We start from the raw sequence: 20,291 nt of genomic DNA, 5'->3' as shown, positions 1-20,291 counted from the left end.
TGACTCCCCGGGGGACCACACATGCGCACGACCAGGGCACTGCGCTCGACGACGGCACTGCGCTCGACGACGGCACGGCGCACGACGGCACTGCGTGCAACTGCACTGCGCGCCGTCGCACTCCGCACGACGAGGGCGCTCGCCGTCGGGCTCGTCGCCGCCGTCGTGACGACCGGACTCGTCGTGTCCGGGATCGACGCGTCCCCCGCCTCCGCCGCGACGCCGACCGAGCTCCGCGCACGGACGGCGGCACAGGTCTACGGCCGCGGGCAGTACAACTCTCCGACGAGCGAGGCCGCGAAGGCCGCCGCGGCCCTGGCGACGAGTGACCCGGCCGGCGCCGCTGCCGCCAGCACGATCGCCCGCTACCCGGTCGCGACGTGGCTCGGTGAGTGGACGCAGGGCACGACCCTGACCAAGACCGTGACCGCCGCCACGGACGGCGCGGCCGCCACCGGCACGACCGCGGTGTTCGTGACGTACGCGATCCCGCAGCGCGACTGCGGCGGGTACTCGGCGGGCGGGTTCGACGAGAGCGCCTACGACCGCTGGGTGGACCAGGTCGTGTCACTCGTCGCCGGCAAGCGTGCGGTGGTCGTCGTCGAACCGGACTCGCTCGCGATGCTCAGCAACAGCGCCTGCACCGGCTCGCTCGACCAGCAGCGCTACCGGATCCTCTCGCGCGAGGTCGCCGCCTTCACCGCTGCCGGCGTCCCCGCGTACCTCGACGCCGGGAACTCCAACTGGGTGCCGGCCGCCACGATGGCCGACCGTCTGACGAAGGCCGGCGTGCAGTCCGCCCGCGGGTTCTCCACCAACGTCGCGAACTACTACCCGGTCGCCGCCGAGCAGGCGTACGCCCAGCGTGTGTCCGCGCTGACCGGAGGCTCGCACTACGTGATCGACACCTCCCGGAACGGCACCGGCTGGCGCGGCACCTGGTGCAACGCCCCGGGCGCCGGTCTCGGCACCACGCCCCGGGTCGCCACCGACGGCACCGCGCTCGACGCCCTGCTCTGGGTGAAGACGCCCGGCGCGAGCGACGGCACCTGCAACGGGGGACCGCGGGCCGGGAACTGGTACTCCGCGTACGCGCAGAGCCTCGTCGCGAACGCCGCGCTCGGCACCCCGGCTCCCGCGCAGACCGCGGCCCCGAAGCGCCAGCAGTCGGCCGCCCCGCGCGTGACGCTCGAGTCGGCCACCGCAGCGCCGGCGGGCATCGCGGTCCGCGGCTGGGCGGTCGACACGGACGTGCCCGCGCGTGCCCTCCGGGTGGACGTCACCGTCGACGATCGAGTCGTCGCCTCGCCGACCGCGGGCCTCGACCGGCCGGACGTCGCACGGACCACGGGTGCCGGCGCGGCGCACGGGTTCCAGGCCGTCGTCCCCGGTCCGGCGGGCACCCACCGGGTGTGCGCGGTCGTGTCCGACGTCACGCCCGGTGGAACGACCGGCACCGTCGCGCCCACGTCGGCGTGCCGGACCGTGACGATCGCCGCCAGTGCCCCGGTCGGGCGGGTGGACGCCGTGACGTCGCCCGCGAAGCGTCGCGTGGCCGTCTCCGGGTGGGCCTTCGACCGAGACGCCATCGCGACCCCCGTCACCGTCACCGTCCGGGTCGACGGTCGGGGTGCCACGGGCATCGCGGCATCGGGTTCCCGGCCCGACATCGGCCGCGCCTACGGCGGCGGGGCGGCACACGGGTACGCACGGACCCTCGCGGTGGCGTCGGGCCGGCACACCGTGTGCGTCACCGCGACCGGGCTCGGGCGGGGCGGGGACGCCTCGCTCGGCTGCCGCACGGTCACGGTCCGCTGATCAGAAGCACTGCTGCTGCCCGCCGCTAGGCTCGACAGGGTGACCGACAGCTCCGCTCCCGCCCCCCTCGTCTCCGTCATCATGGGTTCCGACTCGGACTGGCCCACCATGCGCGCCGCCGCCGACGTCCTCGACGAACTCGGCATCCCCTACGAGGCGGACGTCGTGTCGGCGCACCGCACCCCGGACAAGATGATGCGCTTCGGTCGTGAGGCCGCCGGTCGCGGCATCCGCGTCGTCATCGCCGGTGCCGGCGGGGCTGCACACCTGCCCGGCATGGTCGCCTCGGTGACGACCCTGCCCGTCATCGGTGTGCCGGTGCAGCTCGCTCGCCTCGACGGCCTCGACTCACTGCTGTCGATCGTGCAGATGCCCGCGGGCATCCCGGTCGCGACGATGGCGATCAACGGTGCGGCGAACGCCGGACTGCTCGCGGCCCGCATCATCGGCAGCTCGGAGCCCACGGTCGCGACCCGCCTGGCCGAGTACGCAGCCGAGCTGGAGCAGGCCGTCGAGCGGAAGGCGCAGGCGCTCCGCGACGCCCGCTGAGGTCGTCCGGCCCGACACGCCGCCACGTCCACCGGCAGGGAACAGCGCCCCCAGCCGGTCGGCGGGGCGGCCACCGGCCACCAGGACGACCTGTCGGTCAGGAGGCCCGGGCCGCGCCCGTCACGCCGTCCACGGTCACGGTACGGGTGGCTCCACCGGCGGCGACCGTCGCGGTCCACACCGGTGCGGAACCGCTGCCACCGAGCTGCAGGCTGCGGAGTGAGCTGCCCGGGACGGCCGCGGTCGCCTTCGCCGCGGCCGCGTTCGCGTCGACCCGCAGGCCGGCAGCGCGTGCTGTGTTCGCCGTCTTCGTCGCGGCGTCCGAGTCCTTCGGGAACGGCCCGGACGTGACCCGGCCGAGCGTGGCGGACACGACGGACTGCGTGAGCGACCCGTCCGGTCCGGCGACGACCACGGTCCAGAGGTCACCCGAGCCGGCGAGGGAGACGACCTTGCCGCCGCCGGCCGCCGCGATGCCCTGCTGGGTGACGGTGCCGAAGTCGACGCTGACGGGGTTCGTGACGCCGCCGCCGTTCCCGGTGCCCTGTCCGGACCCGTCGGCGTCGCCGCCGTCGGAGCCGCCGCCGTCACCGGGAGCCGGTGCTGCCGTGGCGCTCGCGGGGGTGGACGGGACGGCCGGGGTGGTCGCCGTCGGGGTCGGCGAGGGGGTCCGGGTCGGCTTCGGGGTCGTCGTCGCGGTGGCCGTCGCGCTCCGGGTCGGTGCCGGGGTGTCGCCGCCCGAGCAGGCGGTGAGGAACAGGGCCGCACCGACGCCGACGGTGATGGCGGCGGTGAGGGCCGTGGACGGGTGACGACGGGTCATGAGCCGATCCTGGCAGGCAGGGACGAGCCTCCCGGCCAGGGACACGGCGGGAGCCGACGATCGATGCCGAGCCGTGACGCACCCGAGGGGATCCACCGGTTCCGGCGGACGCCGCCCCACCGGAACCCGTCCGGACCCGCGGATCCCGCGGTTCGGATCGGACGGAGTCGTGCGACGCCGGACGGAACCGGCCGAATTGCCGGCGGGACGCCGCACGCCGGAGTGGACAGGGTCAGAGGTCGGCGTGCAGCTGCCAGGTCTCGAGGGCGGAGTCGCGCCAGTCGAACATCCGCGCACGGTCCGGCCCGGCGATCGCGAGCTGCCCGGCGAGGTGCGGGTCGTTGACGACCTGGTACATCGCCTGAGCCAGCCGCTCCGGGTAGGACGCACGCGGGTTGCGCGCGACGCTGATGCCGGCGTCGGAGGCGACCTCGGTGACGGCGTCGTCGTCGGAGTGGATGACCGGCACGCCGAAGCTCATCGCCTCGATCACGGGGAGTCCGAAGCCCTCGGCGAGGCTCGGGAACACGAAGACGGTGGCACGGTCGTAGGCCACGGCGAGGTCGGCGTCGTCGACGCGCCCGAGCACCTTCACCCGGGACGGGTCGAGTCCGGCGCGCTCGGCGGTGCCGTGCACGTCGACGTCGCCCCAGCCGTCCGGCCCGGAGATGACCAGCGGGACGTCGTCCGGCGCCTCGGGGTGGGCCATGGCCTCGATGAGGGCGGTCAGGCCCTTGCGCGGTTCGAGCGTGCCGACGGCCAGGACGTAGCGTTCGGGGAGTCCGAGCCGCTCGGCGCGGAGGTCGGCGTCGACCGGCACGCGCAGGCGGCCGCTCGGTGCGCCGCCGATGACCCGCAGGCGGTCGTCGAACCGGTGGATCTCGTTGAGCTGCGCGGCCACGGCGTGGGTCGGCACGACGACGGCGTCGGCGTACTTGTACGCACGCTTCACCATCGCCTTGTGGAAGTGCACGCCGCGCGGGGTCAGGGTCTCCGGGTTCGTCCACGGCACGGTGTCGTGCACGGTGACGACCGTCTGCCGGCCCGGCTCCTGCACCCGGTCGTGCTTCACCAGCGGGGCGAGGACGCTCGGGGCGTGCACCATGCCGTGCGAGGCACCGTGGGCCAGACCGCCCTGCCACGCGAGGGACAGCTCACGTCGGGGCAGTGCCAGTCGGTCGAGGCCGGCGAGCCCGGGCAGGAGGATCCGGAGCCGTTCGAGTTCGGCGGCCGAGGACGCCGAGACGACCGCTTCGACGTCACAGCCGTCCGGGGCGGTCGCGATCAGCTGCCGGGTGAGTTCCTCCGCGTAGCGGCCGATGCCGCCGGGTACCGGTGCGAGCACCTGGTCGACGATCACGCGGAGAGTGGTCATCTGGCAGGGCTCCTCGGTGGTGCGGTCCGGGTGGTGCGGGGGACGACTGACGAGGCTACCAGTGGCGTTCGGCAGAACCGGGGAGGTCGCTGGTGTCGACCGCAGGCGGGCGCACGCCGGCCAGGGCGCGACGGTGTCGGACGGCGAGGGCCGACCCGATGCCGGCGAGGACGACGTCGCCGATGGTCATGAACACCCGGCTGACGACCGCGAGGGCGAGGGCGGCGCCACCCGCGGGCGGCACGACGCTGGCGAGGAGGAGCACCAGCACGCCCTCCCGGGGGCCGAGACCCGCGGGGGCGATGACGACGAGGAACCCGACCAGCCAGGCGACCGCGTACGCGCCCGTGGACACCGCGAACACCGACGGCGAGTCGGCCCCGAACGTCCGCAGCACGAACGTCGCCTGCACGCCGTAGGCCAGCCACATCACGATCGACCACGCCATCGACGCGAGCGTGCCGCCCCAGGTCAACACCGTGGGCTCGGCCGGTCGGCGCAGCAGACGGAAGGCGATGGCGATCAGTCGGCTGAGGACCGGAGGGGTCAGCGCGACCAGACCGATGACCACGACGACCGCGAGCCACCAGTAGTGCGCGAGGCCGTCGGACGCGGAGAAGAGCAGCGCGACGATGCCGACCAGTGCGGCTGTGACCATGCTCACGAGCATCGAGGCGAGCGAGGCCACCGCGCTGCCGGAACGGGCCAGTCCGTGTGCCCGTCCGAGCTCGGCCTGCGCCGCGATCGCCCAGACCCCGCCCGGGATGTACTTGCCGAGCTGGCCGACGAAGAAGATCGAGGAGGCCGCTGCCGGACGGACGTGGAAGCCGGTCGCCGCCATCATCGAGCGCCAGGACAGCATGTTGGCGACCAGGGCGACCAGCGTCGCGCCCAGGCCGATGCTGACGGTCGCCACGTCGAGGCGCGCGAAGTCGGTGACGATCGCGTCCCACTGCCGGGCGACGCCCCAGACCAGGAGACCGATCGCGACGACCGCGGCGGCCCACTTGACGAGGGTCAGGACGCGCTCTCGACGGCCCCGGGTCGGGGGCGTCCCGAGGGGGTCAGGGGAGTCGGCGGTCGGTTCCGGGCGTGACGCCGCGGACCCCGTAGGCTGTCGTGCGTCCATCGACTGACAACTCTAAGCGAGCGCGCCGCATGAATCCCGATCCTGCCGTCCGTCCGACCTTGCTCGTCGCCGCGTCGACGTTCCCGGCCGAACCGGGTGACGGCACCCCGGGCTTCGTCCTCGACCTGGCGCTGGCGCTGGCGGACGAGTACCGCGTCGTGGTCGTCGCACCGATGACCCGCGGCGCCCGGGCACACCAGCGGATCGGTGACGTCGAGGTCCGCCGCTACGGGTACTTCCCGGCACGCTGGCGCGACCTGGCCGACGGCGCGATCGTCGACAACCTCAAGGCCGACCGCACGCGGTGGCTGCAGGTCCCGTTCTTCTTCGGCGCGATGGCCGCCGCGCTGGTCCGCGAGCAGCGTCGCTCCCGGCCGGACGTGGCGCTCCTGCACTGGATCATCCCGCAGGGGGCCGTCGGTCGCCTCGTGCTCGGACGCCTGCCGCGGGTCGTGACCACGCTGGGCGGCGACCTGTACGCCCTGCGGCACCCGGTCCTCCAGGCCGTCAAGCGGTCCGTGGTCCGCAGTGCCGCGTCGGTGACCTGCATGAGCACCGACATGGCGCGCGAGCTGGCGGCCCTCGGCGCCCGTCCCGAGCAGGTCCACGTCGTCCCGATGGGTGTCGACGAGGCGCCGATCGCCGCGGCCACGGCGCGCGAGACGCGGGTCGCCGGGCGGGTGCTGTTCGTCGGTCGACTCGTCGAGAAGAAGGGCGCGGTCGTCCTGCTCGACGCGCTCGAGCGCGTGACCGTCGCGCCGACGGAGGTCGTCGTCGTGGGTGACGGACCGCTGCGCCGACCGCTGGAGGCACGTGCCGGTTCGGGCGTGTCGTTCGTCGGAGCGCGGGGCAAGGACGCGCTGGCGGCGGAGTACGCCCGTGCGTCGATCGCGCTCTACCCCTCGGTGCCGGCGGCGAACGGCGACCGGGACGGACTGCCGGTCGCCCTGCTCGAGGCCATGTCGGCCGGGTGCGCCGTGATCGCGAGTGCCGTCCCCGGCATCGTCGACGTCGTCGAGGACGGCGTCAACGGACTGCTCGTCGAGCCCGGCGACGCGGTCGCACTCGCCGCGGCCATGGACCGTCTGCTCGCGGATCCCGACCTCGCCCTCCAGCTGGGTCGGGCTGCCGCGGAGACGGCGTCCGCCTACTCGGTGGACGCCGTCGCCGAGCGCTACCGGACGTTGTTGCGCGCAGCGCGCGGCTGAACCTCGTCGGGCTCACTCGGGTCGGGCTCGGTCGAGTCGGGCTCGGTCTGGTCGGAATCCTTCCGGTCAGCGCCGGGCGTTCCGGTGGTGGGGAGTCGTCGCGCGAGGCCCGCCGCCCGGGCGTCCTGGAGGACCCTGGAGTCGAGGAACACCCCGATGACGATCCCGACGATGCCGACCAGCGAGACGGCGAAGGCGACCTGCACGACCGCCGCCGCGTGCGGCACGATGCTCGTGACGAAGAGGTCCACGAGCGACAGGTAGGGCGGCATCGCGCCGACGATCCACAGTCCGATGAGGACACCGGACAGCGGGCGCCACGCGGTGAGACCCACGGCCATCGCGATGATGATCATCGGGAGCGCGGTGAACGAGTACCGCGTGTTGGCTGCACCGCCGCCGGAGACGTAGTCGACCTGGCTCGCGAGCAGCAGCAGGGTCACCACGACGTACATGGCGACGATCAGCGCCGTCGACAGGCGGTCACGCCGCTCGGCCCGGACGGAGGCGCGTGCCACCGAGCGTGCGACGGAGGCGTCGGCACGGGTCGGACGGCGACGGACGAGTACCCAGACGCCGGCGAGCACCGCGAGCACCAGGGGGACGACCAGGAGCAGGTACGTCGACCAGGACAGCGGATCGAGGACGCCGCGGTACACCCCGAAGAGCCCACGGTAGAAACCCGGGTCCTGGGCGATGTCGACCATCGGACGCTCCACCCGATGCGCGTGTTCGAGCCCCCACTCGGCGTGCCGCCCGCTGAAGTTCCCGGTGATGCGCTCGTTCCGCAGGTAGAACCAGCCGGAGGCCGCACCTGCGGCGAGCACCGGGAGCACCGCCGCGACGATGCGGGCGGGGATGCCGGTGAAGCGGCCGAGGCGGACGTCCGGCGCGAGCAGCAGCGCGACGACGAGGGCGACGAGCCAGAGCGCGAACGACAGGCGCGTCGTCATCCCGGCGGCGCCGACGAGCGCGGCCGCCACGAGCAGACGGCGGCTGACCCCGGACCGGAGGGCGGCTCCGGCGATCCCGCAGGCCAGCACGACGAGCGGGTAGTACAGGGCGTCGTTGTAGATCGACGACCCCTGCTGGATGATCATGCCGGCCAGTGCGGTGAGCACGGCGACCGCGCCGGGCAGGCGACGTGCGCCCGGGAAGGTCCGCCAGACGCCCCACGCCGCGGCCGGCACCGCCGTCGCGATCATCAGGCCGCTGCCGATCCGGCCCGCCATCACCGCGAGCAGGGCGTGACCGTGGTCGAACAGGGGGCCGACCACCGGGGCGAGCAGGAGGTAGTACAGCGGCGGGTGTTGCGAGACCCACTGGACCGGCACACCGGCCCCGAACGGCGCCCGGTAGGTCAACCCGTTCTCGAAGACCGGCAGGTGACCGTGCCACACCGTGATGATGTAGTCGAAGTGCGCCGGCTCGTCGCCGCCGTTGAGCGGCGGGTACGTGAACGCGCGTGCCACCGACGCGGCGAGCAGGAACACGACCGCGCTCCAGACGGTGATGCCGGCCCACGGGTGGGCATGCGTCCACGCGGCGATCCGTGCGGTCCGCGGTGCTGGTCCGGTCATGCTCGGTGTCCCCCTCGGGCGGTTCGGACGGAGTCGACGGTGCGGCGCACGCCCTCGTCGAAGGGCATCAGGCTCCGGTCGTCGAGCTCGGGGAGCACGGTGGACCGGAACCGCAGGTCGAGGCCGTGCAGGCCGGCGGAGTCGTGCTGGCCCCGCTCGATCCGCAGGTCCTCGCCGAACGCGGCACCGACGGCCGCGACCACCTCGGCGATGGAGTGCCCCCGCTGGGAGGCGAAGATCTTCGTCACGACGGTGCCCGCTGGCTGCTCCGCGACGAGTTCGAGGGCGCCGGCGACCATCGCACCCGCGTCGTCGATGTACAGGTAGTCGCGGGTGGTCGAGAACGGGACGTAGATCGACGACGTCCGGCCCTCGACGTGCGCGGCGGCGAGCTGCGACACGAGGCCCTGCGGCTTCTCGAGGTTCGCCCCCGGGCCGTAGAGGTTGGCGATCCGGCCGATCACCAGGCGTGCACCCACCGCGTCGGCCCACGAGGCGAACCGCTGCTCGGCGACGAGCCGGGTCCGGCCGTAGGGCGCGAGCGGTCGTGGTTCGGTGGTCTCGTCGAAGGGCACCCCGTCGGAACCGGCGTAGGTCGCACCCGCGGACGACGCCAGGAAGGCGGTGCCGGCAGCCCCGCCGTCGGGACCGGGTGCCGTCGCCGCGGGGTCGAGCACACGCTCGAGCAGTTCGCGTTCCGCGGTGAAGGCGTCGTCCCCGGTCGTCACGATCCCGGTCCCGGCGCACCACACCAGGCGCCAGGGCGTCGTGCCCCGACGCAGGCCGGCGACGGCCTCGACCAGCACCTCGGCCGCCGCCTCGGTGTCGCCCCACGGGACCCGGGGGACGACGACCTGGTCGCCGATCCGCTCGAGGGCCCGGACGACCGACCGGCCGAGGAACCCGCCGCCGCCGACGACGAGCGAGGTGGTGGTGTCGCTCACGCGGAGAGGGCTCCCGCCGCGACGGCGGCGTGCAGTGCTTCGCGCCAGTCGCGCATCGGCGCGAGGCCCGCACGGGACCACGCGTCGTGCCCGAGCACGCTGTACGCCGGGCGCGGTGCCGGTCGGACGAAGGACGCGCTGTCGGTGGGCAGTACGCGCTCCGGGTCCAGCCCGTTCTCCGAGAAGATCGCGCGGGTGAAGTCGTACCAGGAGCCCTGGCCTGAGTTCGTGCCGTGGTAGATGCCGGCCGGGGCGTCCGTGTCGACCAGTTCGACGATGCGCGCAGCCAGGTCCCCGGTCCAGGTGGGCTGTCCGACCTGGTCCGTGACGACCGACACCGTGTCGTGCGTGGCGGCGAGCCGCAGCATCGTCGCGGCGAAGTTCGGCCCGTGCTCGCCGTAGATCCACGCGGTGCGGACGATGTACGACGAGTCCGGCGCGATCTGCCGCACGAACGCCTCGCCGGCCGCCTTGGTCCGCCCGTAGGCGTTCAGCGGGTCGGTCGGGGCGTCCTCGGCGTAGGGCGCGGTGCCGTTGCCGTCGAACACGTAGTCCGTCGAGATCGTCACGAGCTTGGCGCCGTGGCGGACCGCCGCCTCGGCCAGGAGCTTCGGGCCGGTGGCGTTCACCGCTCCGGCCTCGTCCTCGTGGGTCTCCGCGTCGTCCACCTTCGTGTACGCCGCGGAGTTGATCACGACGTCGTGGCCGGCGACCGCGGCGTCGACCGCGTCCGGGTCGGTGATGTCGAGGTCGGCTCGGCCGAGGGCGGTCACGTCACGACCTCGCAGCGCGAGCTGCAGGTCACGGCCGAGCATGCCGGCGGCGCCGGTGATGAGGGTGCGCGTCATCGTCGTCGACGGGCTCAGCTGAGCGCCGCACGCTCCTTGAGGGGCTCCCACCAGGCGCGGTTGTCGCGGTACCACTGGACGACGTCGGCGAGGCCCTGCTCGAACGGCACCTGCGGTTCGTAGCCGAGCTCGGCCTGGATCTTCGAGATGTCGACCGAGTAGCGGAGGTCGTGGCCGAGACGGTCCTGGACGCGGTCGACGTACGACCAGTCCTTGCCGGTGGCGTCGAGGAGCAGCTGGGTGAGCTCCTTGTTGGTGAGTTCGGTCCCGCCGCCGATGTTGTAGATCTCGCCCGCGCGGCCCTTGGTGAGGACCATCGCGATGCCGCGGGTGTGGTCGTCGACGTGCAGCCAGTCGCGGATGTTGTTGCCCTCGCCGTAGAGCGGCACGTGCCGGTCGTCGATGAGGTTCGTGACGAACAGCGGGATGACCTTCTCCGGGAAGTGGTACGGCCCGTAGTTGTTCGAGCAGCGCGTGATCGAGAGGTTCAGCCCGTGCGTGCGGTGGTAGCTGCGCGCGAGCAGGTCGCTGCCGGCCTTCGACGCCGAGTACGGCGAGTTCGGTTCGAGCGGACGCTCCTCGTCCCACGAGCCCTCGCTGATCGAGCCGTAGACCTCGTCGGTGGAGACGTGCACGAAGCGCTCGGTCCCGTGGCGGAGTGCGGCGTCGAGCAGGCGCTGCGTGCCGACGACGTTCGTCTCGACGAAGATGCCGGAGTCGCGGACCGAACGGTCGACGTGGGACTCGGCGGCGAAGTGCACGATCGCGTCGATGCCCGGGACGACCTCGTCGAGCTTCGCGGCGTCGGTGATGTCACCCTGCACGAAGGTGTAGCGGGGGGAGTCCGCGACGGGTGCGAGGTTCTCGAGGTTGCCCGAGTAGGTCAGCGCGTCGTAGACGACGACGTCGGCACCTTCGAGGCCGGGGTAGGCGTCCTGCAGCGTGCGGCGGACGAAGTTCGAGCCGATGAAGCCGGCCCCTCCGGTCACGAGGATCTTCACGGGTCATTCCTTCGGTTCGTGGTGACGGTCGGCAGAGAGTCTAGTGGGGCAGTGGCTGGCCGCGTCGGGGCACCGGACGGCACCGGCGGGGCGGGCGGAGCACCGAGCCAGCGCCAGATCACGACGCCGGTGACGGCCCCCACGACGACCAGTGCGGCCAGTGCTGCGGCCACGGCGCGGAGACCGTACGGGGTGGTCGTGCTGAGGAAGCCGATGCCGTTCGCGCCGATCCGGAACTGCAGCATCTCGTAGGAGCCGCCGTAGACCAGCGCGAGACCGACCGCGGCGACCAGCGGGCCGACCACCACGAGGGCACGGCCGAGTCGACGACGTGTGCGCTCCTCGAGCACGAGACCACGCCACGCGATCGCCTGCATGACGACGAGCGCGGCGACGGCGGGGAACAGGAAGCGTCCCTGGTTGACCGTGACGCCCGTGTGTCCGACGTAGGTCGCCCAGTCACGGACCAGCACGACCACGACGGCGGTGACCGGGAACACGGCGGTGACCAGCAGGAGTCGACGGTCGACGGACCGTCGGCTCGCCGCCCAGACGAGGACGGCGAGTGCGATCACGGTGAGGGAGTCGACCAGGACCGGCGACAGCGGCCACTCGTAGCGGCCGAGACGTCCCCAGAACGAGTCCGACAGGCCGTTCCAGACGGTCCCCGCGAACGCCGTCGGGTCCGGACCCTCGGCCGCCGGCCACCGGGTGGTCGTGGTCGGCAGGGCGTCGGGCTGCAGGCTGCCGGTCCGTCGGAGCCGAGCGAGCCACCACCACCCGGTGGCGACCACCGGCACCGCGAGCACGACGAGCGCCCGGAGCACCCGCCCGCCGCGGCCCAGGTCGGAGCGGGAGGCGAGGACGACCACGATCGCGAACGGCACGAGGAGCGCGCCGCCGGACATCACCGCGGTGGCCACGGCGAGCGATCCGCCGAGCGCCAGGACCGTCCACCAGGACCGGTCCCCGGTGGCGATGCGCATGCCGAGCCAGGTGGCCAGCGCCCCCGCGGTCACGACCGGCACCCATGCGTTCACCGACGACCCGAACTGTGCGAGCTGCGGCACCAGCAGGAGGGCACCGGCCGACAACAGCGCGAGGCGCGGCGCCCGGGTGGCCCGGCGGACCGACGCCCAGACGAGTGCCGGCAGGACGCTCGTCAGCGCCACGTCGACCAGGCGCATGCCGAGGACGACGACGTCCCAGCGACGCGTGGTGAAGTCCAGCGCCCGCGCGACCAGGCTCTGGAACAGGAAGTAGGTCGGCGGGTGCTGGGACATCGGGTTGACCAGCGTGTTGACGGCTTGGTCGCCGACGAGGGTCCCGAAGGAGACCCGGTCGGCGGCGATCTGCGGGAGCGACGGCACCCCCTGGGCGAGGAGACCCTGCAGGTAGTGCATCGAGCCGGCGGCGGGCCATGCCTCGCCGAGTGCGAGGTGCATGCTCGCGTCCACGTAGGCGAGTTCGTCCGGCCCGTGCAGCGGCGGCGACACGACTGCCCACGTCACGAGCAGCAGCGCGAACGCGGCGGTCAGCCCGACGACGCCGATGACCTCGGTGCGTGTGATGCGGGGGTGTGCGGCGTCGTTCATCGGCCGGCCTCCTCGTCGGGGTGTGACACGGGGGACCCGCCGTGCGGGACCGGCTCGGTGGCCGCGACCGCTCCGGAGCCGGCGTCGGTGTCGGTGTCGGTGTCGGAGATCGCGACGCCGCCGGTGACGGGACCCGTCCCAGGGGCCGGTGTCGCGCCTCCCGGGTCGGACCCGGCGACCGCCGGAAGGGAGGCCCAGCCGGCGGACCGGACGGCGCCCGCGAGCACGACGACCGCGGCGACCAGCAGGACGACGGCCACGCACCAGAGCGCGATCGAGACCCCGACCGGCACCGGACTCGTGGTCGCGAGGACGTCGAGACCGCGGGCCGTCACGCGGATGCGCATGTGTTCCGCGACCGACGCGTAGAGGTACAGCGGGCCGGCGACGGCCACGACCACGGCGATGACCGGGACGACCACGACGGCACGCCGGTGCCCGGGCTCGGTCCGGAGCGCCCGGCGCCAGGCCAGTGCGCTGAGGGCGATGAACGCGAGCATCGCGGGGAAGTAGTAGCGCCCCTGTGTCCCGCCGACGAAGGTGGTGTGCAGGTAGCTCGACCAGGTCGTCCAGCTCTGCAGCAGCAGGATCGTCACCGGCAGCACGGCGAGGGTCAGGGCCGTGCCGAGACCACGGCCGCGTCGGAAGCCCCAGACCAGGACGGCACCGAGGCCCAGGACCGTGGCGGTCTCGAAGAAGAGGGGCGAGACGACCCACTGGGCGCGGCCACCGAAGCTGCCCCAGAACGTCCGGGCGATCGTGCTCCAGGAGACGCCGACGAAGGACACGGGGTCCGGACCGGTGTCGGTCGGGAACGGCTGCGGCGGTCGGAGCGCTGCGAAGCCGTCCGGTTGCAGCTGGTGGTGGACGAGCAGGTTGCGGACCCACCACCAGGCGCCGAGCGCGGCGGCGACGGCGAGCACCCACACGCCACGGACGAGACGTGCCGGCAGCGGTCGGCCGGTGGTCCCCACCACGACGGCGAGCCCGACGAACGGGATGAGCGGGAGGGCCGTCCCCTTCCACAGCAGCGCGAGGCCGAGCGAGACCCCGAGGGCCACGGCGGTCCGGGTCCGGCGGTCACCGGTCAGCAGGCGCGCGGCCAGCCAGACCGTGGTCGCGGCGAAGAGCATCACCGGGCCGTCGTTCGACACCGACGCGGCGATCGATGCGAGTTCCGGCACCGCGAGCACCGCGAACGCCCCGACGACCGCGGCACGGGGCGAGCCGGTCACCCGACGCACGGTCGCCCAGGCGAGGAACGGCAGGGGGAGTGCGGCGAGGGCCCCGACGAGCCGGAGCACGGTGACGGCGGCGGCGACGGTGAGGTCCTGGAAGTGCACCAGGTGCAGGACGCCGGCCGCCAGGAAGTAGTAGGTCGGCGGGTGCTGGGTCATCTGGTCGACCGTGTCGCCGTCGCCCGAGTCGGTCTGCCGGAGCAGGTCGCCGAGCGAGGTCTGGTCGGTCGGTGCGAGGTGCTCGATCGCGGTGAGGACGTGCAGGTCGCCGGGCTCGGGCCAGCCGTCACCGATCGCGACGTGCAGAGCGGCGTCGAAGTGCGCGCGCTCGTCGGGGGCCTGGAACGCCGGGACGAGCACGGCCCACAGCAGCAGCACGAGGGCGAAGCCGGCGGTCACCAGCGACACCACGACCAGCTCACGACGTCGGACGGGCACAGCGGCCGGCACCGGTGTCCGGGTCGTCCGCGGCGGGGCGACCTCAGTCGCCATAGCGCTGGAGCTTCTGCAGGTCGAGCTGCTCCTCTGCCAGGGTCCGGTTCATGCGGGTGAGGTCGGCCACGACGCCGATGGTGATGGAGAGCACGGCCGTGATGATGAGCACGAGCCCGAGGATCAGCGACTGCAGGTGGTTGCCGCCCGAGTCCGCCCAGAGCAGGACCAGGTACCGCACGAAGGGGATGAGCCCACAGGCGGCGAGCACGGCACTGACCGACGCGAAGAGCGCCATCGGCCGGTACATCAGGTACACCCGGGCGATCGCCGACCCGGACTGGAACATGTGCTGCCAGATGTTCTTGAAGAGCCGGGACTCGCGGGTCTTGGCGTTCGTCGTGATCGGGATGCTCGCGATCGCCAGACGCTTGTAGCCCGCCTGCACGATCGTCTCCATGCAGTAGCTGAAGCGCGTGACGATGTTCAGCCGGATGAGCGAGTACTTCGAGTAGGCGCGGAACCCGCTCGCGGCGTCGGGCAGGTCCAGCCCGGCGGCACGGCTGGCGACGAAGGACCCGAAGCGCTGCATGAGCTTCTTGAAGCCCGAGAAGTGCTCGATCGTCCGCGTCTGGCGGTCGCCGATGACGATCTCGGCGTCACCGCGGAGGATCGGCTGGACGAGGTCCGCGATCTGCGACTGCGGGTACTGGTTGTCGCCGTCCGTGTTGACGACGATGTCCGCCCCGTGCAGCAGCGCGTAGTCCACGCCGTCGCGGAACGACCGCGCCAGACCCATGTTCGTGGTGTGGCGCACGAAGTGCCGGACGCCGAGCGACGCAGCGACCTCGACGGTCCGGTCGGTCGACCCGTCGTCGATGACCAGGATCTCGATCTCGTCGATGCCGGGGATCGACGTCGGGATCGTCTCGAGGACGGACGGGAGCGTCTGCTCCTCGTTGAGGCAGGGGATCTGGACGAACAGTTTCACGAGGTGATGGGTCCCTGGGATGTTCACGGTCGGCGGGTTCCGGCCCGGAAGTCGCGCATCATCCTACGTGGGCGACGCGACGGCACGGGGGCACGGAACGTCGAGTCTACTGAGCCCCTGCCCGACCGCGCGGGGCGTCGCCCCCGCCGGTCCGCCGTGTCACGGGCCGCCGTGTCACCATGGCGACGTGGCTTCCCTCCGTTCGTCCGTCGCCCGCCTCCTCGGACGGGGCGGTGCACCCCGGCCCACGGCCGTCGCCGACCCGACGGGCGTCGCCGCGCCGCCGCCCCTGGTCGGCTTCGTCGTGCACGGCGCCGGCGGCGTGCACCCGGCCTCCGCGCACATCCGCGTCACCGGCCGGATGTCGGCGCTCGCCGCCTCCGGAGCGGCCCGCGTCGCCCAGGTCGAGCCGGTCCGTTGGGCGGACGGGACGGACACGGCCCACCTCGACGTGCTGCTCGTGCAGCGCGACGCCTTCCCGCTCGCCTCGCTCGACGCCGCGATCGAGCGCGCGCACCGCGAGGGCACCCGCATCGTCGCGGAGGTCGACGACGACTTCTTCAGCCGGGAGGCCCGTGCCCGGCTCGTCCGCGCCGAGTACGACCCCGACCGACTCGCGTCCGTCGAGCGCCTGGTGGCGGCCGCCGACGTGGTCGTCACGTCGACGGAGCCGCTCCGCACGGTGCTCGCGGCGTCGGGCATCCCGGCGGTGGTCGTGCCGAACGCCGTCCAGCCGGGGCTGTGGGGGACCGGCCCGTCCCGCCCGGACCCGACCGGCCCTCGCCGGGTCCTCTACATGGGGTCCGCGACGCACGGCGACGACCTGGCGCTGCTCCGGCCCGCCTTCGACGGGATGGTGGACGACGACGGGCGCGCGGTCCGCCTCGAGGTGGTCGGCGTGACGGACTCCGACGCCGACTGGTTCGACCGCCTGGACCTGCCCGAGGGGGCGACGCACTACCCCGAGTTCGTGGCGTTCCTCCGGGACAACGCGCACCGCTGGTCGGCGGGGGTCGCACCGCTCACCGCCGACCCGTTCAACGACGCCAAGAGCGACCTCAAGTTCCTCGAGGTCAGCATGCTCGGGCTGCCGTTCGTCGCCTCGGACCGGCCCTCCTACGCCGGCATCGACGCGCACGGCGGTCTGCTCGTCCCGAACGAGCCGGCCGCGTGGCAGCAGGCGCTGCGGACCGCCTTCCGGGAGGCCGACGACCGGGTGGCGCAGGCCCGGTCGTACGTGCGTGCCGAGCGGCTCGTGACGGCCGACGGCGACTGGCGAGGAGCCCTCGGCCTCTGAGCGCAGCCGTCTTGCTAGGCTGCCCCGGTGCAGATCCGAGAACTGAAGATCCAAGGCGCGTGGGAGTTCACCCCCGTCCAGCACGGTGATGCCCGGGGTGCGTTCCTCGAGGCCTACCGTGCGGACGTGCTCGAGGAGACCGTCGGTCACCCGCTCGACCTCCGTCAGGTGAACATGTCGATCTCGTCGCGCGGCGTCGCGCGGGGGATCCACTACGCCCTGGTCGCACCGAGCCAGGCCAAGTACGTCACGGCCGTCCGCGGTGCCTTCATCGACTACATCATCGACATCCGCGTCGGTTCGCCGACGTTCGGCCAGTGGGACTCCGTCCGGATCGACGACGTCGACCGCCGTGCCGTGTACCTGTCCGAGGGGCTCGGTCACGCCATCGTCGCGCTCGAGGACCAGTCGACGGTGAACTACCTGGTCAGTGCGCACTACGACCTCCAGCGCGAGAAGGGGATCAGCATCCTCGACCCCACCGTCGGGCTCGAACTGCCCGACGGCATCGGTGAGCCGGTGCTGTCCGAGAAGGACACCAGCGCGCCCACCCTCGAGCAGGCCGCCGAGCAGGGGCTGCTCCCCACGTTCGAGGAGTGCCTCGCCTACACCGAGTCCCTCCGGACCACGACGAAGTAAGGACGCACCCCCATGAAGGGCATCATCCTGGCCGGTGGTTCCGGCACGCGCCTCTGGCCGATCACCAAGGGCATCAGCAAGCAGCTCATGCCGATCTACGACAAGCCGATGGTCTACTACCCGCTGTCGACGCTGATGATGTCCGGCATCCGCGAGGTGCTGATCATCACGACGCCGGAGTACAACGACCAGTTCAAGGCGCTGCTCGGCGACGGGTCGGCCCTCGGCATGGACATCCAGTACGCGGTGCAGCCGTCCCCGGACGGGCTGGCCCAGGCGTTCGTCATCGGTGAGGACTTCATCGGCGACGACAGCGTGGCGCTGGTCCTCGGCGACAACATCTTCCACGGCACCGGGCTCGGTACGAACCTCCGCAAGAACACCGAGGTGCAGGGCGCGACGATCTTCGCGTACCACGTGGCCGACCCGAAGGCGTACGGCGTCGTGGAGTTCGACGACGACTTCACCGCCGTCTCCATCGAGGAGAAGCCGGCGGAGCCGAAGTCGAACTACGCCGTGCCCGGCCTGTACTTCTACGACAACAAGGTCATCGAGATCGCCAAGACCATCGAGCCGAGCGCCCGCGGCGAGCTCGAGATCTCGACCGTCAACGAGCGCTACCTCGAGGCGGGGGAGCTCGGCGTGCAGGTCCTCGACCGTGGCACCGCCTGGCTCGACACCGGCACGTTCGAGTCGATGATGCAGGCGTCCGAGTACGTGAAGGTGATCGAGGACCGGCAGGGCTTCAAGATCGGCTGCATCGAGGAGATCGCCTGGCGCAACGGCTGGATCGACGACACGCAGCTCGACGACCTCGCCGCACCGCTCGTCAAGGGCGGCTACGGCGTCTACCTGCAGAACCTGCTGCGCGGCTGACGGTGGCCCGGCCCGGGTGGCGCCGGCTCCTCGGCCGGTCCGACGGCCCTGGCGCGAGCCCGTCGGCGACTGACGGTGCCCCATCGACACCCGACGCGACCCCGTCGGGACCGGTGCCGACGCACCCGGACGAGCCGCGCCTCCCAGTCGACACGTCGCTGGTCACCGGGCCTGCACGAGCCGGTGACCACGGCGTCGACGTCGTCGTCACGGTGGCGGAACCCGCGTTCCGTGACGGCGCCCACCTGCCGGCCGTCCGGGCCGCGCGGGACGCCGGCGCCACGACCGTCGTCGTCAGCGTGTACGACGTGCACGCGGGGCCCACGAGCGTCTACCCGCCGGTCGTCGCCGGGGCGGACCACGTCGTCGCCCGCGCGACCGTCGCGGCGACCTGGGGCGGTGCCGTCGCTGCGGCGCGACCGCTCCTCGGCAGCGCCGTCGTCGTCGTGCAGGACGCGTCCGTGACGATGCCCGTCGGCGGGTACACGACGCTGACGGCGGCACTCGACCGCGCGGCCGTCGCGGTGGGTGTGGTCCGGACCGGTGACGACCTCGTCGCCAGCGCCGGAGCCGTGCTGGTCCGCGGCACCGCGCCGGTCGCCTCCCTGCTGCGCGGACACCCCGCCGAGGACGCGGACCTGCTCGACGGTGCCGAGGTGTTCGCCGCCGACGAGCCCTGCTTCGCCGTCCGCACCCGGGACCTGGCGCTGCCGGTCCGGACCGTCGACACCCGGACCGCCATCGCGCGACTCACGCGGGACAGTGCGGACGCTGCCGACGGGCCCTGCGTCGCCGTCGCACTGGGACGGGTGTACCGGACCAGCGTGCTCCGTGAACGGCGCTACGACACGGATGCGGCAGCGGCGCTCGTGCACTGGCGGACGCGGACCGACGACACCGCGGCTGTGGCCCTCGCCCGCGCCGGACTCGTACCGGGCGTCCCCACCGCCGACCCGGCAGGCGCCCCCGTCGCCCTCCGCGAGCCCGTCGTCCGAGCCGAACGCGGCCCCGAACGGCTGGCGCTGCGTGACCGCGGTGCCCGACTGCGCTGGTCGATCCGGATCGCGGCCCACCCGGGACCCGGTGGCGACGACTGGGGTGACACCTTCTTCGCGCGCGACCTCGCGACGGCGCTGCGGTCGCTCGGACAAGAGGTCGTCGTGGACCACCGCGAGTCGCACGTCCGTCCGTCGTCCGAGCACCTCGACGACGTCGCGCTGACGCTCCGCGGCCTCGACGACACCCCGGTGCACCCCGCGGCGACGAACGTGCTCTGGGTCATCTCGCACCCCGACCTCGTGTCGGCGGACGAACTGGCCCGCTACGACCTGCGTTTCGCCGCAGGGCCGGTGTGGGCGGCCCGGGTCTCCGTGGAGACCGGCCTCGAGGTGGCACCGCTCCTGCAGGCGACGGACCCGGCCCGGTTCCACCCGGGGTCCGCCGCACCGGAGTACGCCGACCTCGACACCGCGTTCGTCGGCAAGACCCGCGAGGTCTTCCGCCCGGTGGTGCGCGACGCGGTGGCCGCTGGACTCGACCTCGCCGTCTGGGGCGAGGGGTGGGAGGGGCTGCTGCCGGACGGGGTGCACCGCGGGGTCTTCGTCGCGAACGACGCGCTGCCGTCGCTGTACCGCAGCGCCCGGGTGGTGCTCAACGACCACTGGGACGACATGGCCCGCGACGGGTTCGTGTCCAACCGGCTGTTCGACGCCGCCGCCACCGGTGCGCTCGTGCTCACCGACCCGGTACCGGGCGTCGACGAGTTGTTCCACGGTGCCGTCCGGAGCTACCGGGGCGTGGACGAACTCCGCGAGCTGGTCCGGCAGGGGGAGACCGCGTCGGCGGCAGACCGGGCCGCACGCGGGGCGCGGGTCGGGTCGGAGCACGCGTTCGTCCGCCGGGCCGAGGTGCTCCTCGACGCGGTGCGCCGGCACCGGGGCGTCTGACG

Annotated in this window: 17 protein-coding genes; 7 read left to right on the top strand and 10 right to left on the bottom strand. The window is 73.0% G+C overall.

The genetic code is table 11. The annotated features are described in order from the left end of the window. Positions 1 to 21 precede the first annotated feature (21 nt). Both QCD68_RS01675 and purE read left to right on the top strand, forming a co-directional pair. Complete coding sequence (locus QCD68_RS01675; protein WP_301221782.1) at positions 22 to 1,818, top strand: glycoside hydrolase family 6 protein; 1,797 nt, start codon at positions 22 to 24, stop codon at positions 1,816 to 1,818. A 39-nt stretch (positions 1,819 to 1,857) separates the two neighbouring features. Then, positions 1,858 to 2,367 carry a 5-(carboxyamino)imidazole ribonucleotide mutase gene (gene purE / locus QCD68_RS01670; protein ID WP_253463585.1) on the top strand — a complete coding sequence of 170 codons (510 nt, stop codon included), beginning with the start codon at positions 1,858 to 1,860 and terminating at the stop codon, positions 2,365 to 2,367. Positions 2,368 to 2,464: 97 nt separating this feature from the next. On the opposite strand, the gene QCD68_RS01665 is transcribed toward purE, so the two are convergent. The 3 genes from QCD68_RS01665 to QCD68_RS01655 all read right to left on the bottom strand — a co-directional run bounded on the left by QCD68_RS01665 (position 2,465) and on the right by QCD68_RS01655 (position 5,694). Next, a complete protein-coding gene (locus QCD68_RS01665; RefSeq protein ID WP_301221781.1) occupies positions 2,465 to 3,190 on the bottom strand; it encodes a hypothetical protein in 726 nt (241 codons plus the stop codon). Positions 3,191 to 3,422: 232 nt separating this feature from the next. Further along, positions 3,423 to 4,565, bottom strand: a complete 1,143-nt coding sequence (locus QCD68_RS01660) for a glycosyltransferase family 4 protein (RefSeq protein ID WP_253463581.1) — start codon at positions 4,563 to 4,565, stop codon at positions 3,423 to 3,425. Positions 4,566 to 4,620: 55 nt separating this feature from the next. After that, entirely contained in the window at positions 4,621 to 5,694 is a 1,074-nt protein-coding gene (locus QCD68_RS01655) for a lysylphosphatidylglycerol synthase transmembrane domain-containing protein (protein WP_221849661.1), read from the bottom strand. 29 nt (positions 5,695 to 5,723) lie between these two features. On the opposite strand from QCD68_RS01655, the gene QCD68_RS01650 reads away from it, so the two are divergent. Continuing rightward, entirely contained in the window at positions 5,724 to 6,902 is a 1,179-nt protein-coding gene (locus QCD68_RS01650) for a glycosyltransferase (protein WP_301221780.1), read from the top strand. On the opposite strand, the gene QCD68_RS01645 is transcribed toward QCD68_RS01650, so the two are convergent. The 7 genes from QCD68_RS01645 to QCD68_RS01615 are packed head-to-tail and all read right to left on the bottom strand — an operon-like array spanning position 6,869 to position 15,531. After that, positions 6,869 to 8,482 (bottom strand): hypothetical protein, encoded by a 1,614-nt coding sequence (locus QCD68_RS01645; protein ID WP_301221779.1) that lies wholly within the window; start codon positions 8,480 to 8,482, stop codon positions 6,869 to 6,871. The two genes, QCD68_RS01650 and QCD68_RS01645, sit on opposite strands and share 34 nt — an antisense overlap. After that, positions 8,479 to 9,426: an NAD-dependent epimerase/dehydratase family protein gene (locus QCD68_RS01640; protein ID WP_301221778.1), complete on the bottom strand. Its 948-nt coding sequence runs from the start codon at positions 9,424 to 9,426 to the stop codon at positions 8,479 to 8,481. The genes QCD68_RS01645 and QCD68_RS01640 overlap by 4 nt, the downstream gene beginning before the upstream one ends. Then, positions 9,423 to 10,274 (bottom strand): dTDP-4-dehydrorhamnose reductase, encoded by an 852-nt coding sequence (rfbD, locus tag QCD68_RS01635; RefSeq protein WP_301221777.1) that lies wholly within the window; start codon positions 10,272 to 10,274, stop codon positions 9,423 to 9,425. Before rfbD ends, QCD68_RS01640 begins: the two co-directional genes overlap by 4 nt. A 14-nt stretch (positions 10,275 to 10,288) precedes the next feature. After that, on the bottom strand, positions 10,289 to 11,275 hold the full coding sequence (gene rfbB / locus QCD68_RS01630) for a dTDP-glucose 4,6-dehydratase (RefSeq protein WP_221849656.1): 987 nt from the start codon (positions 11,273 to 11,275) through the stop codon (positions 10,289 to 10,291). Continuing rightward, positions 11,272 to 12,870: a glycosyltransferase family 39 protein gene (locus tag QCD68_RS01625; RefSeq protein ID WP_301221776.1), complete on the bottom strand. Its 1,599-nt coding sequence runs from the start codon at positions 12,868 to 12,870 to the stop codon at positions 11,272 to 11,274. Before QCD68_RS01625 ends, rfbB begins: the two co-directional genes overlap by 4 nt. After that, positions 12,867 to 14,600: a glycosyltransferase family 39 protein gene (locus QCD68_RS01620; RefSeq protein WP_301221775.1), complete on the bottom strand. Its 1,734-nt coding sequence runs from the start codon at positions 14,598 to 14,600 to the stop codon at positions 12,867 to 12,869. Before QCD68_RS01620 ends, QCD68_RS01625 begins: the two co-directional genes overlap by 4 nt. Then, the gene (locus tag QCD68_RS01615; protein ID WP_221849653.1) at positions 14,590 to 15,531 is read right to left on the bottom strand and encodes a glycosyltransferase family 2 protein; all 942 of its coding nucleotides are present in this window, start codon (positions 15,529 to 15,531) and stop codon (positions 14,590 to 14,592) included. The genes QCD68_RS01620 and QCD68_RS01615 overlap by 11 nt, the downstream gene beginning before the upstream one ends. Positions 15,532 to 15,718: 187 nt before the next feature. On the opposite strand from QCD68_RS01615, the gene QCD68_RS01610 reads away from it, so the two are divergent. The 4 genes from QCD68_RS01610 (at position 15,719) to QCD68_RS01595 (ending at position 20,289) form a co-directional block, all read left to right on the top strand. Beyond that, positions 15,719 to 16,828 carry a glycosyltransferase gene (locus QCD68_RS01610; protein ID WP_301221774.1) on the top strand — a complete coding sequence of 370 codons (1,110 nt, stop codon included), beginning with the start codon at positions 15,719 to 15,721 and terminating at the stop codon, positions 16,826 to 16,828. A 27-nt stretch (positions 16,829 to 16,855) separates the two neighbouring features. Continuing rightward, the gene (locus QCD68_RS01605; RefSeq protein WP_301221773.1) at positions 16,856 to 17,467 is read left to right on the top strand and encodes a dTDP-4-dehydrorhamnose 3,5-epimerase family protein; all 612 of its coding nucleotides are present in this window, start codon (positions 16,856 to 16,858) and stop codon (positions 17,465 to 17,467) included. Between the two features lie 12 nt (positions 17,468 to 17,479). Continuing rightward, positions 17,480 to 18,343 (top strand): glucose-1-phosphate thymidylyltransferase RfbA, encoded by an 864-nt coding sequence (gene rfbA, locus QCD68_RS01600; protein WP_301221772.1) that lies wholly within the window; start codon positions 17,480 to 17,482, stop codon positions 18,341 to 18,343. A gap of 113 nt (positions 18,344 to 18,456) precedes the next feature. Beyond that, positions 18,457 to 20,289, top strand: a complete 1,833-nt coding sequence (locus tag QCD68_RS01595; protein WP_301221771.1) for a glycosyltransferase family protein — start codon at positions 18,457 to 18,459, stop codon at positions 20,287 to 20,289. Positions 20,290 to 20,291: the final 2 nt, after the last annotated feature.

Origin of the sequence: Curtobacterium sp. PsM8 (assembly GCF_030433875.1) — a bacterium.
GTDB lineage: Bacteria > Actinomycetota > Actinomycetes > Actinomycetales > Microbacteriaceae > Curtobacterium.
This window is presented reverse-complemented; position numbering and strand designations above follow the sequence as displayed.